General features: G+C 77.2%; 14 protein-coding genes. 8 read left to right on the top strand and 6 right to left on the bottom strand.

What is annotated here, in order from left to right:
• The first annotated feature begins 119 nt into the window (after positions 1-119).
• From LPU43_RS08150 to ahcY, 7 genes are all read left to right on the top strand, one after another.
• On the top strand, positions 120-1,184 hold the full coding sequence (locus LPU43_RS08150) for a hypothetical protein (protein WP_229399641.1): 1,065 nt from the start codon (positions 120-122) through the stop codon (positions 1,182-1,184).
• Between the two features lie 68 nt (positions 1,185-1,252).
• A complete protein-coding gene (locus tag LPU43_RS08145; RefSeq protein ID WP_229399640.1) occupies positions 1,253-2,638 on the top strand; it encodes a phosphomannomutase/phosphoglucomutase in 1,386 nt (461 codons plus the stop codon).
• A 62-nt stretch (positions 2,639-2,700) separates the two neighbouring features.
• Complete coding sequence (locus LPU43_RS08140) at positions 2,701-2,886, top strand: Trm112 family protein (protein ID WP_229399639.1); 186 nt, start codon at positions 2,701-2,703, stop codon at positions 2,884-2,886.
• A complete protein-coding gene (locus LPU43_RS08135; protein ID WP_229399638.1) occupies positions 2,883-4,085 on the top strand; it encodes an SIS domain-containing protein in 1,203 nt (400 codons plus the stop codon). Before LPU43_RS08140 ends, LPU43_RS08135 begins: the two co-directional genes overlap by 4 nt.
• A 43-nt stretch (positions 4,086-4,128) precedes the next feature.
• Entirely contained in the window at positions 4,129-5,145 is a 1,017-nt protein-coding gene (locus LPU43_RS08130) for a cation diffusion facilitator family transporter (RefSeq protein ID WP_229399637.1), read from the top strand.
• 2 nt (positions 5,146-5,147) lie between these two features.
• On the top strand, positions 5,148-6,311 hold the full coding sequence (gene manA, locus LPU43_RS08125; protein ID WP_229399636.1) for a mannose-6-phosphate isomerase, class I: 1,164 nt from the start codon (positions 5,148-5,150) through the stop codon (positions 6,309-6,311).
• 405 nt (positions 6,312-6,716) lie between these two features.
• Positions 6,717-8,216 (top strand): adenosylhomocysteinase, encoded by a 1,500-nt coding sequence (gene ahcY / locus LPU43_RS08120; protein ID WP_229399635.1) that lies wholly within the window; start codon positions 6,717-6,719, stop codon positions 8,214-8,216.
• A 68-nt stretch (positions 8,217-8,284) separates the two neighbouring features.
• Here ahcY and LPU43_RS08115 read toward each other — a convergent pair whose 3' ends face one another.
• Complete coding sequence (locus tag LPU43_RS08115) at positions 8,285-9,301, bottom strand: RDD family protein (RefSeq protein WP_229399634.1); 1,017 nt, start codon at positions 9,299-9,301, stop codon at positions 8,285-8,287.
• 41 nt (positions 9,302-9,342) lie between these two features.
• Between LPU43_RS08115 and LPU43_RS08110 the strand changes: the two genes are divergently transcribed.
• Complete coding sequence (locus LPU43_RS08110; RefSeq protein WP_229399633.1) at positions 9,343-10,380, top strand: stage II sporulation protein M; 1,038 nt, start codon at positions 9,343-9,345, stop codon at positions 10,378-10,380.
• Between the two features lie 9 nt (positions 10,381-10,389).
• Here LPU43_RS08110 and LPU43_RS08105 read toward each other — a convergent pair whose 3' ends face one another.
• The 5 genes from LPU43_RS08105 to LPU43_RS08085 are packed head-to-tail and all read right to left on the bottom strand — an operon-like array spanning position 10,390 to position 15,818.
• Positions 10,390-11,700: a DUF58 domain-containing protein gene (locus LPU43_RS08105; protein WP_229399632.1), complete on the bottom strand. Its 1,311-nt coding sequence runs from the start codon at positions 11,698-11,700 to the stop codon at positions 10,390-10,392.
• Complete coding sequence (locus LPU43_RS08100; RefSeq protein ID WP_373321676.1) at positions 11,697-12,653, bottom strand: AAA family ATPase; 957 nt, start codon at positions 12,651-12,653, stop codon at positions 11,697-11,699. The genes LPU43_RS08105 and LPU43_RS08100 overlap by 4 nt, the downstream gene beginning before the upstream one ends.
• A 32-nt stretch (positions 12,654-12,685) precedes the next feature.
• Entirely contained in the window at positions 12,686-14,272 is a 1,587-nt protein-coding gene (locus tag LPU43_RS08095) for a DUF4350 domain-containing protein (RefSeq protein ID WP_229399630.1), read from the bottom strand.
• On the bottom strand, positions 14,269-14,970 hold the full coding sequence (locus LPU43_RS08090; RefSeq protein WP_229399629.1) for a DUF4129 domain-containing protein: 702 nt from the start codon (positions 14,968-14,970) through the stop codon (positions 14,269-14,271). Before LPU43_RS08090 ends, LPU43_RS08095 begins: the two co-directional genes overlap by 4 nt.
• Positions 14,967-15,818, bottom strand: a complete 852-nt coding sequence (locus LPU43_RS08085; RefSeq protein WP_229399628.1) for a hypothetical protein — start codon at positions 15,816-15,818, stop codon at positions 14,967-14,969. Before LPU43_RS08085 ends, LPU43_RS08090 begins: the two co-directional genes overlap by 4 nt.
• Between the last annotated feature and the right edge of the window lie 33 nt (positions 15,819-15,851).

The raw sequence follows: 15,851 nt of genomic DNA, 5'->3' as shown, positions 1-15,851 counted from the left end.
CGCTGGGGCGGGCGGGTGAGAGGGGTGCCCTTCTCTACCGCAGGCGTTAAAAGGGTGCCCTTCCTTGCCCGGGTAGTACCCTGACCGCGGACCCGAGCAGGGAGAAACGGCAGGTGATCATGGCGATACGTCGGCAGGCGACGCGGCTCGCGGCGATCTGCGTGACGCTGGGCGGCCTGCTGGCCGCCGGGGCGTCGCCGGCCCTGGCCGCGACCGACTCGGTGCGCGTGGGCGCCGCGGACAGCTTCCGGCCGGGCGACTTGCCGGGCGCGGTCAACGTCACGGTGCGCAAGCGCACCAAGGGCTGTGTGGTGCTCCGCACCGGGTTGGGCCTGCGGCTCGCCGGGCTCTCCGCCGACCAGGTCGCCGTGCGGGTGAGCGTCGGCGGACGCTGGTGGCCGGTGCCGGTCTCCGGCGGCGGGGGAGCGGTGACCACGGGCCGGACGACGCCGGTCAACCCGACCCTGTGCAAGGGCAGGGGCCTCACGGTGCGCTACCAGGTGACCTTCACGGCGGGCACCACGGGCGGCCGGCTGACGGTGGTCGGCGAGGCGACGAGTTCCCTCGGCCGGGCGATCGGCCGGGACGCCACCGCCGCCCGGGTGCTCGGGCAGGCGCGGGCGACCCCGTCGCCGACCCCGACCCGCTCGCCGTCACCGTCACCGAGCCCGAGCCGGACGGCCGAGCCGACCGAAGCGGCGGGGGGTGCCGCGACGCCGACCCTGGCCGCCGTCGGACCGGCGGGCGCGGGCGCAGTCGACGCCGCCCGGGAGGGCTCCGGCGGCGGCCTCTCCTGGCTCATGGTCGTGGGCGTCGGCCTGGTCGTGGCGGGCCTCGGCCTGATCGTGCTGCTGGTGCGCCGGTCCCGGACGGACCGGGAGCCGGCCGACGACGCGGGCGCGTTCCCGGGTGTGCCGCTGCCCCGCAATCCCGGCGGCACGACCTACCGCTCGGGGACCGGGGCGTCCACCCCGGGGGCCGGCGGGGTGCCCGGCCCGGTGCCGCCGCCCGCGCCGGGGGTGTACGGCCGGCCGGCCGCGCCCCCGTCCGGCGCGGTCTACGGCAGCCGCCCGCCCGCCGGTGGCGGTGACCAGGGCGACGGCGGCGCGCAGGGCCCCGGCGAGCCGCCCGCCCCCGCCGGCGGGGGCGACGCGACGACGATCATGCCGAGGCTCCCCGGCTGAGGCGGGCCGCGTCGGGCCGCTCCGATACGCTCAGGGCGTTGACGACCTGCGGCCAAGGAGCGAAGCGCGTGTCTGATCTGTCCCGGATCGTGAAGGCGTACGACGTCCGGGGAACGGTTCCCGACCAATGGGACGAGCGGACCGCCGAGGCGCTCGGTGCGGCCTTCGGCCAGGTCCTCGCCGCCGCCGGTGAGCCCGGCGACGCGGTCGTCGTCGCGCACGACATGCGGGCCTCGGGGCCGGGCCTCGCGGCGGCGTTCGCGGCCGGGGTCCGCGCCGAGGGGCGGTCGGTGATCGAGCTGGGGCTCGCGTCGACCGACATGCTCTACTACGCCTCCGGCACCCTCGGGCTGCCCGGGGCCATGTTCACCGCCAGCCACAACCCGGCCGCGTACAACGGCATCAAGCTGTGCCGGGCCGGCGCCCGCCCGATCGGGCAGGACAGCGGCCTGGCCGAGATCCGGGACCGGGCCCAGGCGCTGCTCGACTCCGGCGCGGCACGCCCGGCCGGCGAGCCGGCGCGGCCCGCGCAGCGGCGCGACCTGCGCCCCGAGTACGCCGCCCACCTGCGCAAGCTGGTCGACCTCTCCGGCATCCGGCCGCTGAAGGTCGTGGTGGACGCCGGCAACGGGATGGGCGGCTGGACGGTGCCCAGCGTGCTCGGCGACGCCGTGCTGCCCGCCCTGCCGCTGGAGATCGTGCCGCTCTACTTCGAGCTGGACGGCACCTTCCCCAACCACGAGGCGAACCCGCTGGACCCGGCGAACCTGGTCGACCTCCAGCGGGCCGTCCGCGAGCACGGCGCCGACCTGGGGCTGGCCTTCGACGGCGACGCCGACCGCTGCTTCGTGGTCGACGAGCGCGGCGAGCCGGTCTCCCCGTCGGCGATCACCGCCCTGGTGGCGGTGCGCGAGCTGGCCCGGTGCCCCGGCTCCACGGTGATCCACAACCTGATCACCTCGCGGGCCGTGCCGGAGATCGTCCGCGAGCACGGCGGCGAGCCGGTGGTGACCCGGGTCGGCCACTCCTTCATCAAGGCCGAGATGGCCCGCACCAACGCCGTCTTCGGCGGCGAGCACTCCGCCCACTACTACTTCCGGGACTTCTGGTTCGCCGACACCGGGATGCTGGCCGCGATGCACGCCCTCGCCGCGCTCGGCGGGCAGGGCCGGCCCCTGTCCGAGCTGGCCCGGGAGTACGAGCGCTACGTCGCCTCCGGTGAGATCAACTCCACGGTGGCCGACCAGGCGGCGAAGGTCGCCGAGGTGCGGGCCGCGTACCCGCAGGCGGCGGCGGACGAGACGGACGGGCTCACCCTGACCTTCCCCGACGGCGCCTGGTTCAACCTGCGTGCCAGCAACACGGAGCCGCTGCTGCGGCTCAACGTCGAGGCGCCGACCGGGGAGCGGATGATCTCGCTTCGCGACGAGGTGCTCGACCTGGTTCGCCGATAAGATCCCCTGCGCCGGTCGGCACCGCCGGCCGCCGCCTACGCACCCGTGGAAGGAGCCGCACCGTGGCCCTGGACCCGCAGTTGCTCGAGATCCTCGCCTGTCCGGACACACATCACGCCCCGCTCGACTACGACGCCGGGGCGCAGACGCTGACCTGCACCGAGTGCGGGCGGATCTTCGAGGTGCGCGACGACGTGCCGGTGCTGCTGCTCGACGAGGCGCGCGGCGGACCCGCGCCCCGGCGATGATGGACGGCACGGCCGGGGTCCGGGGGCACCGGCACGCCGACGAGGCGCTGCTGGACGACTCCGACGCGCTGGCCGAGCACGACCCGGGCGGAATGCTCCGGTTCACCGCCTCGGCCGGGGCGCAGGTGCGCGAGTCCGCCGCCCTGGCCGCCGAGGCCAACCTGAGCGTGCTCGCCGACGAGGGCCGCCCCCGGGCGGTCGTGATCGCCGGCATCGGCACCGCCGGGCGTACCGGGGACGTGCTGGCCACGGTCGCGGGGCCGCGCTGCCCGGTCCCGGTCATCCCGCACCGCAGCGCCGGCGTGCCCGGCTGGGTGGGTGCCGCCGACGTGGTGATCGCGGTGAGCGCCTCCGGCCGCAGCCCCGAGGCGCTCGGGGCCGCCGAGGCCGCGCACCGCCGGGGGGCCCGCCTGGTCGCCGTCGGCGCGCCCGACTCGCGGTTGCAGTCGGTGGCCGAGCGGGCCCGCGCGCCGTTCATCCCGGTGCCCCGCCGCGCCCCGGCCCGGGCCAGCCTCTGGGCGCTCACCGTGCCGGTCCTGCTCGCCGCCCGTACGCTCGGGCTCGTGAAGGTCAACGAGGCGGATCTCGCGGAGACGGCGGCCCGGCTCGACGCCGACGCCGACCGCTGCCGCCCCACGGCCGAGTCCTTCGTCAACCCGGCGAAGTCGCTGGCCCTGGGGCTGGCCGGCTCGGTGCCGATCGTCTGGGGCTCGTCACCGCTGGCCACCGTCGCGGCCCGCCGCTTCGGCGACACCCTGTCGGCCAACGCCCGCTACCCCGTGGTCAGCGGGGCGCTCGGCGAGGCCGGCCGGGGCCGCGTCGGCCTGCTCGACGGGGTGTTCGGCGGGCTCGCCGAGGGGGAGCGGGACATCTTCGCCGACCCGGGCGACGGTGACGATGACGGCGACGGCACCCGGCTGCGGCTGGTGCTGCTGCGCGACGGCGGGCTCAACGCCGAGGACGACACCGACGAGCCGTTCGCCGTCGAGGAACGCCGGGCGGACGCCGTGCAGACCCTCGCCGAGCGGCGCGGGGTGCGCTGCGACGTGGTGACCGCCGAGGGCGGCTCCGCGCTGGAGCGGCTGGCCTCACTGGTGGCGGTACCGGACTTCGCGGCCGTCTACCTCGCACTGGCACACGGGCTGGACCCGATGGCGGTTCCGGCGATCACCGAGATGAAGGAGCTGGCGAACCAGTGAGCACCTGCGGCATCGTACGGGCGGCGCGGATCGGGGTGGGGCGATGAGCGCCAACGGCGGCACGAAGGCGATCGTGGCCGCCCTGCTGGCCAACATGGGCATCGCGGTCACCAAGTTCATCGCGTTCCTGCTGACCGGCTCCTCGTCGATGCTGGCCGAGTCGATCCACTCGGTGGCCGACTCGGGCAACCAGGGGCTGCTGCTGCTCGGGGGCCGGCGGGCCAAGCGCCAGGCCACCCCCCAGCACCCCTTCGGGTACGGCCGTGAGCGCTACATCTACGCCTTCATCGTCTCGATCGTCCTGTTCAGCCTCGGCGGCCTCTTCGCGCTCTACGAGGCGTGGCACAAGGCCGCCGACCCGCACCCGATCGAGAGCTGGCACTGGGTGCCGGTGGTCGTGCTGGTGGCGGCGATCGTGATGGAGAGCTTCTCCTTCTGGACCGCGATCAAGGAATCCAACCACGTCCGGGGCAACCAGTCCTGGGTGCGCTTCATCCGCCGGGCCAAGGCCCCCGAGCTGCCCGTGGTGCTGCTGGAGGACTTCGGCGCGCTGGTCGGCCTGGTCTTCGCGCTCTTCGGCGTCGGGATGACGCTGATCACCGGCGACGGCATATGGGACGCGGCCGGCACCGCGATGATCGGCGTGCTGCTGGTGGTGATCGCGATCGTCCTGGCGATCGAGACGAAGAGCCTGCTGCTCGGCGAGGGCGCCGAGCCGACGGACGTGGCGAGCATCGAGCGGGCCGTGACCGGGGGCCCGGAGGTCGAGCGGATCATCCACATGAAGACGCTCTACCTGGGCCCGGAGGAGCTGATGGTGGCCGCGAAGGTCGCGGTCCGCAGCTGCGAGACCGCCGAGGAGCTGGCCCGGGGGATCAACGCCGTCGAGGCGCGGATCCGCGCCGCCGTGCCCATCGCCCGGGTGATCTACCTCGAGCCGGACATCTGGTCCGCGGCGGCGCAGCGGGCCGGCACCGGCGCGGCGGCCCCCACCGCCGTTCCGGAAGCGCAGGCGGGCACCACCCCGGCGGCTGCGGACGAGACCCGCGCCGGGGGCTGAACGTGGAACCGCTGCACGGGCCGATCCGGGACTACCCCTGGGGGTCCCGCTCGGCGATCGCCGGGCTGCAGGGGCGGCCGGTGCCCAGCGCGGGGCCGGAGGCCGAGCTGTGGCTGGGCGCCCACCCGGGTGCCCCGGCGACCGTGCACCGGGACGGCGCGGCGGTCAGCCTGCTCGACCTGCTGGCCGCCGAGCCGGGGCGCTGGCTCGGCGAGCGGGCGGTCGAGCGGTTCGGCCCCCGGCTGCCGTTCCTGCTCAAGGTGCTCGCCGCCGACGCGCCGCTGAGCCTTCAGGCGCACCCCGACGCGGAGCAGGCCCGATCCGGGTACGCCGCCGACGCGGCGCGCCCGGCGGGGGAGCGCAACTACGTCGACCCGCACCACAAGCCGGAGCTGCTGGTCGCGCTCTCGCCGTTCGAGGCGCTGTGCGGGTTCCGCGACCCGGCGGCGTCGGCCGCCGCACTGGCCGGCTTCGGGGTGCCGGCGCTGGACCCGGTGGTGACGGCGCTGCGCGGCGGGGCGGCGGGGCTGCGCGACGCCGTACGGCTGCTGCTGAGCTGGCCGCCGGCCGATCGCGCCACCCTCGTGGCGGACGTGCTGGCGGCGGAGGCCGCCGGGCCGGACGCGGAGCTGGTCCGGGGGCTGGCCGCCCACTACCCGGCCGACCCGGGGGTGCTGGTGGCGCTGCTGCTGCACCACGTCCGGCTCGCGCCGGACGAGGCGATCTGGATGCCGGCGGGCAACCTGCACTCCTACCTGGGCGGCACGGGCGTGGAGATCATGGCGGCCAGCGACAACGTGCTGCGCGGCGGCCTCACGCCGAAGCGGGTGGACGTCGACGAGCTGCTGCGCGTGCTCCGCTTCGAGGTGCTCGGCGATCCGGTGGTGACGCCCGAGCAGGTGTCGGACGAGGTGGTGCGCTGGCCGGTGCCGGTCGACGACTTCGCGCTGCACCGCGTACGGACGGGGGCGGCGACCCCGCCGGTGCGGCTCGCGGTGTCCGGTCCCCGGGTGGTGCTCTGCCGCTCGGGCAGGCTCTCGGTCGACGACGGGGCGGGCGCGGTGCCGCTGCGCCCGGGGCAGGCGGCGATCGGCCCGGCCGACGCCGGCCCGCTGGTCCTCGACGGCGAGGGCGAGGCGTACGTGGCCACGGCCGGCCTGGGCTGAGGGTGGGCTTCGTCGCCCGGTCGCGCCCGGGTGACGTCCGACTCGCGGGTGATCCGGGTTCCGGCTCGCGGCCCGGCGGGGGCCGGAGTCGGGTGCCGGTGGGCCGGGGGTCGGGTCCGGGCGGAGTGTCGGCGCGACGGGTCGCGAACATCGGGGTTGGTCCGCCGACACAAATCGGAAATTTCCGGAATAGCTTGACGGCGACTTGTCGCAGTGTGACCCTATGAGTGCGCAGCGTTATCGCGACGAAGGTCCGAGAAGCGCGCGGGGGAACCAAACCGGGGGGATGCACGGGGCGGCCGGGCCGTGGGCGGAAAGTCCGTTCACGACCGACCGCCCCGTGCGCTGTCCGTCGCCGCGCGTAAGGTGGAGGGTCGCGCAGCACTTCGTCCGACAGGAGCTTCCATGACCAGCACCCTCCCGGCTGCCACCGGCGGCACGCCGTCCGAGGCCCGGCCGAGCACCCTCGCCGAGGGCGACTACAAGGTGGCGGATCTGTCGCTCGCCGAGTTCGGTCGCAAGGAGATCCAGCTCGCCGAGCACGAGATGCCCGGCCTGATGGCGATCCGCCGCGAGTTCGCGGACGCGCAGCCCCTCGCGGGCGCCCGGATCACCGGCTCGCTGCACATGACCATCCAGACCGCCGTGCTGATCGAGACCCTCGTCGCGCTCGGCGCGCAGGTCCGCTGGGCCTCGTGCAACATCTTCTCCACCCAGGACCACGCCGCCGCCGCGATCGTCGTCGGCCCGACCGGCACCCCCGAGGCCCCGGCCGGCGTCCCCGTGTACGCGTGGAAGGGCGAGAGCCTCCAGGAGTACTGGTGGTGCACCGAGCAGGTGCTCGACTGGCCCGACGGGCAGGGCCCGAACATGATCCTCGACGACGGCGGCGACGCGACCCTGCTCGTGCACAAGGGCGCCGAGTTCGAGAAGGCCGGGGCCGTCCCGCCGGTCGGGTCCGCCGACTCCGAGGAGTACGCGGTCATCCTCGACGTGCTGCACCGCTCCCTCGCCGAGAGCAACGAGCGCTGGACCCGGATCGCCGCCGGCATCAAGGGCGTGACCGAGGAGACCACCACCGGCGTGCACCGCCTCTACGAGATGCACCGCAACGGCACCCTGCTCTTCCCGGCCATCAACGTCAACGACTCGGTGACCAAGAGCAAGTTCGACAACAAGTACGGCTGCCGCCACTCGCTCATCGACGGCATCAACCGGGCCACCGACGTGCTGATCGGCGGAAAGATGGCCGTCGTGCTCGGCTACGGCGACGTCGGCAAGGGCTGCGCCGAGTCGCTGCGCGGGCAGGGCGCCCGCGTCGTGGTGACCGAGGTCGACCCGATCTGCGCCCTCCAGGCGGCGATGGACGGCTACCAGGTCGCCACCCTGGACGACGTGGTCGGGCAGGCCGACATCTTCATCACGGCCACCGGCTGCTTCGACGTCATCACCAACGAGCACATGGCCCGGATGAAGCACCAGGCCATCGTGGGCAACATCGGCCACTTCGACAACGAGATCGACATGGCCGGCCTGGCCAAGCGCTCCGACGTCGAGCGGGTCAACATCAAGCCGCAGGTCGACCTGTGGAAGTTCGCCGACGGCCACGCGATCATCGTGCTCTCCGAGGGTCGCCTGCTGAACCTGGGCAACGCCACGGGCCACCCGAGCTTCGTCATGTCGAACTCGTTCGCCAACCAGACGATCGCCCAGATCGAGCTGTTCACCAAGCCCGAGGAGTACCCGATCGGCGTCTACGTGCTGCCGAAGCACCTGGACGAGAAGGTCGCCCGGCTGCACCTGGACGCGCTCGGCGCGAAGCTGAGCACGCTGACCAAGGAGCAGGCCGCCTACCTGGGCATCTCGCAGGAGGGCCCGTTCAAGCCGGAGCACTACCGCTACTGAGCCAGCACGACGGGACCGGGTCGGCCGCGCGGCGGCGGGCCCGGTCTCCTCGCGTGCGCGCCGTTCGGTCAGTCGCCGGCGCGGGCGGCCGGGACCGCCGGGCGCGGGCCGCCGGGCGTCCCGGTCGGCCCCGGCGCGGCCGGCTCCGGCGGTGCGGTCGGCCCCGGCGCGGTGCTCGGCCCCGGTGCCGCGGTCGGCCCCGGGACCAGCTCCGGCCAGAGCGTCGCGGTCAGCGTCCGGGCGCGGTGTAGCCGGTGGGTCGCGCGGCGGTGCCGCTCGGCCAGCACCGTGGCCAGGCACACCCCCTCCGGTACGCCCGGCGGGGGCGGCGGGGTGGTCGCCGCCGCCACCTCGACCCAGAGCGCGCGGGCCAGCCGGGACCGGGCCGGCTCGGCGAGCAGGTGCGCCCGGGTGACGTACTGCCGCACGGCCAGCGCGAGCGCGTCGTCCAGCCGGGTGAGGTCCAGCGTGTACGCCCAGGGGGCCAGGGCCGGCGCCAGCAGCGGGGCCGGCCGCCACGCGGTGGCCGGGCGGGTGTGCACCACCATCGTGCCGGCCACCAGGTCGCCGAGCCGCCGGCCGTGCCGGTCGGTCAGCATCACGGTCACGCCCGCCACCCAGCTCAGCAGCGGCAGCACCAGGCCGGGCCACTCCACGGCCACCCCGACCAGGGCCCGGGTCAGCGACTGCCGCAGCCCCACCGGCCCGCCGTCGGCCCGGACCACGCGCAGCCCCACGGCCCGCTTGCCGGGCGTGCGCCCGCCCCCGAACCGCTCCCAGGCCACCGGATAGCCCACCAGGATCAGCACCACCCCCACGGTCTGGAACGCGCTGCCCAGCGCCGCGTCCGCGAGCCCGGCGGGCAGCACGGCCGCCGCCGCCGACAGGCAGAGCACCAGGGCGACCGCGAGGACGGCCTGCACCCCGAGGTCGAGCAGCAGCGCCAGCACCCGGGAGCCGATCCGGGCGGCCCGCACGTCCAGCTCCACCGCCTCGCCGCTGACCAGGCCGGCGTCCGCGCCCGACGGGCCGGGCCGGGTCCGGGGCACGCGCCGGGCCGCCGGTGCCGGTGGTTGCGCGCTCACCAGCACAGTGAACACTATGGTCGCCGGACGGGGGAGGACCTGTGGATCTCGACGCGTACGTCGCCGAGCACCGCGGCGAGTGGCGGCGGCTGGAGGAGCTGACCGCCCGACGCCGGCTCTCCGCCGCCGAGGTGGACGAGCTGGTCGCGCTCTACCAGCGGGCGGCCACCCACCTGTCGGTGCTGCGCAGCCGCGCGCCCGAGCCGGGGCTGCTCAACCAGCTCTCCCACCTCGTGCTGCGGGCCCGGGGCCGGATCACCGGCCGCCCCCGCCCGTCCTGGGCGACCGTGGGGCGGTTCCTGCTGGTCGGCTTCCCCGGTGCGGTCTACCGCGCCTGGCCGTGGTGGTGCGCGGTGGCGACCGGGTTCACGCTGCTCAGCGGCTTCCTCATCTGGTACGTCGCCGGGCACCCCGAGACCGCCGCCGCGCTCGTCGGCGAGCGGGCCGCCGAGGAACTGGTCCGCTCCGGCTTCGCCGGCTACTACACCGAGTTCTCCGCCCCCACCTTCGCTTTTCGCCTCTGGACCCACAACGCCTGGCTGGCGGCCCAGTGCCTCGCGTCGGGGGTGCTGGTCGTGCCGGTGCTCTGGCTGCTCTGGCAGAACGCCCTCAACATCGGCGTGGTCGGCGGGGTGATGGTCTCCTACGGCCGGGCCGACGTGTTCTTCGGGCTGATCACCCCGCACGGCCTGCTGGAGCTGACCGGGGTCTTCGTGGCCGCCGGGGTCGGGCTGCGGACCGCGTGGGCGTGGATCGCGCCGCCGCCCCGGCTCACCCGGGGCCGGGCGCTGGCCGAGGCGGGACGCTCCGCCGTCCTGGCCGCCCTCGGCCTGGTCGGCGTCTTCGCGGTCGCCGCCGGGGTGGAGGCGTTCGTCACCCCGGCGCCGCTGCCCGTCGCGCTGCGGATCGCCGTCGGGGCCACACTCTGGCTCGCCTTCCTGGCGTACGTGGTGCTCCTCGGCCGGCGGGCGACCGCGCCCGGCTCCGCGACGGCGCCCGGCTCCGCGACCACGACCGCGCCCGGCTCCGTGAACGCGCCCGGCTCCGCGACCGCCCCGGGCTTCGGGACCGAGCCCTAGAGGCCCGGGTCAGAGCCGGCCGAGGGCCTTGAGTCGCAGGTAGGTGTCGGCGACGGCGGGCGCCAGGTGGGCAGCCGGGGCGTCGACGACGGTGACGCCGTGCCGGGCGAGCGCGGCGCGGACCCGGTCCCGTTCGGCGAGGGCCCGGAAGGCCGCCGCCGCGGCGTACGCGTCGGCGGGCCGGGTCGGCGGGTCGCGGGTGAGCGCGGCGAGCACCGGGTCGTGGGCCGCGGCGACGACCACCCGGTGCCGGGCGGCCAGCCGGGGCAGCACCGGCAGCAGCCCCTCGCCGAGCGCCCCGGCCTCCAGCGCGGTGAAGATCACCACCAGGCCGCGCTGCCGCTCCCGGCGCAGCACCTCACCGGCGATCAGCCCGAAGTCGGTCTCCACCAGGGCGGGCTGGAGCGGGGCGACCGCGTCCACGAGCCGGGCCAGCAGCGCCGGGCGGCCCGCCCCGGTCACCGCCGCCCGGAGCACCGTGTCGGCGGCGATCAGGTCGACCCGGTCGCCGGCGCGGGCGGCCAGCGCGGTGAGCAGCAGCGCCGCGTCGAGGTAGGTGTCCAGTCGGGGCTCGTCGCCGATCCGGGCCGCCGAGGTGCGCCCGGTGTCCAGCACGCAGACCAGCCGCCGGTCCCGCTCCGGGCGCCAGGTGCGCACCAGCACGTCGGCCCGGCGGGCGCTGGCCCGCCAGTCGATCGAGCGGACGTCGTCGCCGGCCACGTACTCGCGCAGCGCGTCGAACTCGGTGCCCTCGCCCCGGCCCCGGGCCACCTGGGTGCCGGCGAGCACCCGCAGCCGGGACAGCTTCTCGGGCAGGTGCCGGCGGGAGTCGAAGCGGGGCAGCACCCGCAGCGTCCACGGCGGGGTGCCGGGCCGCCCGGCGCGCTGCCGGAACGCCAGCCCCAGCGGCCCGTACGAGCGGACGGTCAGCGCCGCCGCCGGCCGGTCGCCGCGCCGCAGCGGGGTGAGCCGGGTCGGCAGCGCGACCGTGTCGCCCGGCTCGACGCGGACCAGCCGCCCCGGCGGCAGGTCGGGCCGTGCCCCGGCCGAGGGCACCCAGTCGTCGTGGACCTGGGCGCGCAGCGTGCGGGCGGAGGCGTTGGCCAGTCGCAGGGTGACGGTGGCGGTGCCGCCGAGCCGGACCCGCCGGTCCCCGTCCCGCGCGGCGGAGATCGCGGCCAGCGGGGCGGCCAGCGCCCAGTCGAGGGCGGTCAGCCCCAGCACGGCGACGGTCATCAGCGCCACCCCGGCGAAGGGCGCCGGCCACAGCGGCAGGGTGACCGCGCCCGCCGCCAGCAGGGCCGCCGCCCGCCACGTCATCGCGGGGTCGGCACGGTGGCGAGCACCGTGTCCAGCACCGCGTCCACCCCGACCCCCTCCAGCTCCACCTCGGGGCGCAGCCGCAGCCGGTGCCGCAGGGTGGGGCGGGCGACGGCCTTCACGTCGTCCGGGGTGACGTGGTCCCGCCCGGCCAGCCACGCCCACGCCTTGGCGGTGCCGAGCAGGGCGGTCGCGCCCCGGGGGGAGGCGCCCAGCTCCAGCGCCGGCACGGCCCGGGTGCCCCGGCACAGGTCCACGACGTAGCCGAGGAGCGGCTCGGCGGCGTGGACCCGGCCGACCGCCGCCCGGGCCGCGGCGAGGTCGGCGGGGGTCGCCACCGGGCGTACGCCGGCGGCGGTCAGGTCGCGCGGGTCGAAGCCGGCGTGGTGGGCCCGGAGCACGCCCAGCTCCTCGTCGCGGGTGGGCAGCGGCACGGTCAGCTTGAGCAGGAACCGGTCGAGCTGCGCCTCCGGCAGCGGGTACGTGCCCTCGTACTCGACGGGGTTCTGGGTGGCGGCGACGATGAACGGGTCGGGCAGCGCCCGGCGCTCGCCCTCCACGGAGACCTGCCGCTCCTCCATCACCTCCAACAGCGCCGACTGGGTCTTCGGCGGGGTCCGGTTGATCTCGTCGGCGAGCAGCAGGTTGGTGAAGACCGGCCCCTCGCGGAAGGCGAACGCGGCGGTGCGCGGGTCGAAGATCAACGACCCGGTGACGTCGCCGGGCATCAGGTCGGGCGTGAACTGCACCCGCTTGCTGGTCAGGTCCAGGGCGGCGGCGAGGGTGCGCACCAGCAGCGTCTTGGCCACCCCCGGCACGCCCTCCAGCAGCACGTGCCCCCGGCAGAGCAGGGCGAGCACCAGGCCGGTGACCACCCCGTCCTGGCCGACGACGGCCTTGGCCACCTCGGCGCGCAGCCGGTGCAGGGCGGCGCGGGCGTCGTCCGGGCCGATGGTCGGCGGCTCGGCGGTTCCGGCGGGTCGGGTCACCGGGGGTCCTCCTTGGACGGTGCGGGGCGGGGTCGGGGCGCGACCGCCGGGGCGGGGCCGGTGTCCGCCGGTGCCGGGGCGGGCGGGCCGGCGTCGGCCGGTCGCGGGTCGGGCGTCGCCGCGACGGTACGGGTCAGCCGGTCCAGCGCGCGGGCCAGGTCGAGCAGTTCACGGTCGGTGGCGGGCGCGTCGCCGTACAGCAGGGTGTGGGCCTGCGCCGTCGTGCCGCCGGCGCGGGCAGCGACCGCCGCGGCCACGGTCGTGGGCGGCGGGTCGGCGGGCAGGTGGAGCCGGGGCAGCAGCCGGGTCAGGGCGGCGGCCCGCAGGGTGCCGGCGGCCGGCCCCCGGGCGCGGGCGCGCTGGTAGAGCCGGGCCCGGCCGAGCACCGTCTCGGCGGAGCGGACCACCACCGGCAGCGGCTCGGCCACCGGCGGGCCGAGCCGACGGGCCCGCCAGAGCGCCAGCAGCAGCGCCGCGAGGGTGAGCTGCGCCAGCAGTGCCCAGAACCAGGCGGGGAACGCGGCCCAGAGCGGGTTGGGCGGAGAGGGCCGGTCGGCCCGGCCGGTGCCGCCCCGGCTGCCGGAGCCGGCGGAGTCCCCCGCCCCGGCGTCGCCGGACCGGCCGTCGCCGGCCGCGTCCCCGTCCCCCGGCTCGGGGTGCGGCGACCAGGCCGGCTCGTCGGAGCTGCCGTCGCCGGGGCGGGGCGGCGGCGCGGGCCCGTCCAGGTCGAGCCAGACGACCTGGCCGGTCCGGCCGAGCAGCCCGGCGGCCAGCTCCCGGTTGCCCCGCTCGTCGATCCGGTCGTTGCGGAACGGGTCGCTGGCCCCGACCACCACGGTCTCCGTCTGGGGCACCCGGGCCAGCCCGCCCGCGTAGCAGCGCTCCACCCTGCCCGTGGAGCGGTCCGGCGCGACGGCGTACCGCTGCCGCTCGACGGCGGCGACGCCCGCGCGGGCCGCCTCGGGCAGCGGGCAGGGCCGCCCGTCGGCGTCCGGGCCGACCGCCCGCGCGGCCCAGCGTCGGCCGGCGGGCACGAGGGGCAGGTCGGCGCCCTCCAGCACCCGCCGGGGCGGGTCGACCAGCACGAGCCGGGTCCGGCCGGGCAGGTCGCGCAGCGCGCCGACGGTCTCCGGGTGCAGCAGGCCCGGGGCGGGCACGAAGAGGGTCGCCGCTCCTCCGGACGTGGCCAGCAGGGCCCGCGCGGTGTCGGTCTCCCGCCGCACGGCCACGCCCCGGGCGCGCAGGTCGGCGGCGAGGCGGCTGCCGCCGTCGGCGTCGGTGGCGACCGGGGAGAGGAAGCCGGGCTCGGTCGGGTCGGGCTGGTCCACCGCGTGGGCGACCAGGGTGGCGGTGATCAGCAGCGCGGCCAGCCCCAGCGGGACCGCCAGCCGGTGCCAGCGGCGGCGACGCCGGTTCGCGCGGCCGGGGGCACCGGGCCCGCCGGAGGCTGCGGTGGGCGTCGGCCCGGTGGTGGCTGCGGTGGGCGTCGACCCGGCGGTGGCTGTGGCGGACGCGGGCCCGGCGGTGGCTGCGGCGGGTGCGGGTGCGGGTGCGGGGCCGGGCCGGGGCGGGTCGGCGGTCACGGCCGCTCACCGCCGGGGCGAGCGGGGGCCGCGCCGGCCGGGTCGAGCGGCGGGGCGACGGGGCCCGGGGCGGCGAGGCCCGGGGCGATGGGGCCCGGGGCCGGCGGAACGGGGCCGGCGTGCCGCGGACCGGCCGAGTCGGGCGCGGATTCCAGGACCCGGTGCAGCTCCTCGGCCAGCTCCCGCATCCGCCGGTCGTGCTCCGGCGAGGCGGGGCGCTGCGCGTACCAGAGGTCGGAGAAGATTCCGGCGGCGGCGGCCAGCGGCGGGCCGACCGGGGGTCGGTTGGCCGTGGCGGCGGCGGTCAGCTCCGCGACGGTCATCCCCGGGCGGTGCTCCACCGCCCGCCGCGCCACCAGCTCGCCGATCATGGCGCGCAGCCGCTCCCGGACCGCCTCCGCGTAGCGGCCCTGCGCCGCCAGCCGGTCCGCCGGCGACCCCGCGCCGGTCGCCGGGGCGGCGTCGGCCGGGGGCGCGGTGGCCCCGGCCGGGACCCGCTCCCGGCGGGGCCGGCGACGCCACCGGGGCAGCCGGGGCCGGCCGATCCGGGGCAGCCGGCGGGGCACCCAGGCCGGGAAGTGGTACCAGCCGAGCGCGACCAGCCCGGCGGCCACCAGCAGGAGCAGCGCGGCCAGCGGCAGCGGCAGGTGGTCGCCCAGCGCGGCCGTGCCCTCGGTCCACCATCGGCTGACGCTCACCGGTCGGCCGCCAGCAGCGCCGGCTCGGGGAGGCCCGCCGGGGCCCGGGAGAGCCGGATGTCCAGCCCCTCGGTGCGCATCCGGCCCTCCAGGTGCAGCACCGCGTCGAGGCAGGCCAGCGCCGGGTACGCGACGGTGTTCACGGCGGCCCAGATCGCCCCGGCGACCGGCACGGCCCACGCCGGGTCGGTGAGGTCGACCAGGCCCAGCGCGCGCAGCCCGTAGAAGACGCCCAGCCCCAGCCCGACCCGCAGGATCCACCACACCAGGTAGCCGAGGAGCCGAATGGCGGCGGCCCGGCAGCCGGCGCGCAGCGCGAGCGCGGCGGAGCGCAGCGGGACGCGGTGCGCGGCGACCCGGTCCACGACCAGCGCCGACGCGACCGAGCCCAGCAGCGCCCAGCCGGCGACCCAGGCCGGCCCGAGCAGGCCCAGCACGAACAGGCCCATTCCGGCGCCGAGGGCGAACAGCGCGGTCGCCCCGGGCCGGGCCCCGGCGGGCCGCAGCAGCTCGCCGGGTCGGGCGGTACGGCCGAGCAGGGCGGCCCCCGCCGCCCGGGCGGCCGGGTTGCCGAGCAGCAGCACGGCGACCGCCTCGGTGGCCGCCCCCACCGCGAGCAGCACCCAGTACGGGCCGAGCCGCTCGAACTGGAACGCGAAGCCGGGCGGCTCGGCCCCGGCGGCGACGCGCAGGGGGTGCAGCAGCAGTTGCTCGGCGGCAGCGAGGACGAGGGCGGCCGGCAGCAGCACCCGGGCGTGCCGGCGCAGCAGCAGGACGGCGGAGTCGAGCAGCTCCCCGACGGTGAGCGGGCGGCGCGGTAGCACGGCGGTCGGGCCGACGTCTGGCACGCGTACTCCCGGGGGACGGCTTGGCGGTGGCCG

The organism is Micromonospora okii, from assembly GCF_020884795.1.
GTDB lineage: Bacteria > Actinomycetota > Actinomycetes > Mycobacteriales > Micromonosporaceae > Micromonospora > Micromonospora okii.
The sequence above is the reverse complement of the archived record's forward strand: the minus strand, read 5'-3'. Positions and strand labels throughout refer to the sequence as shown.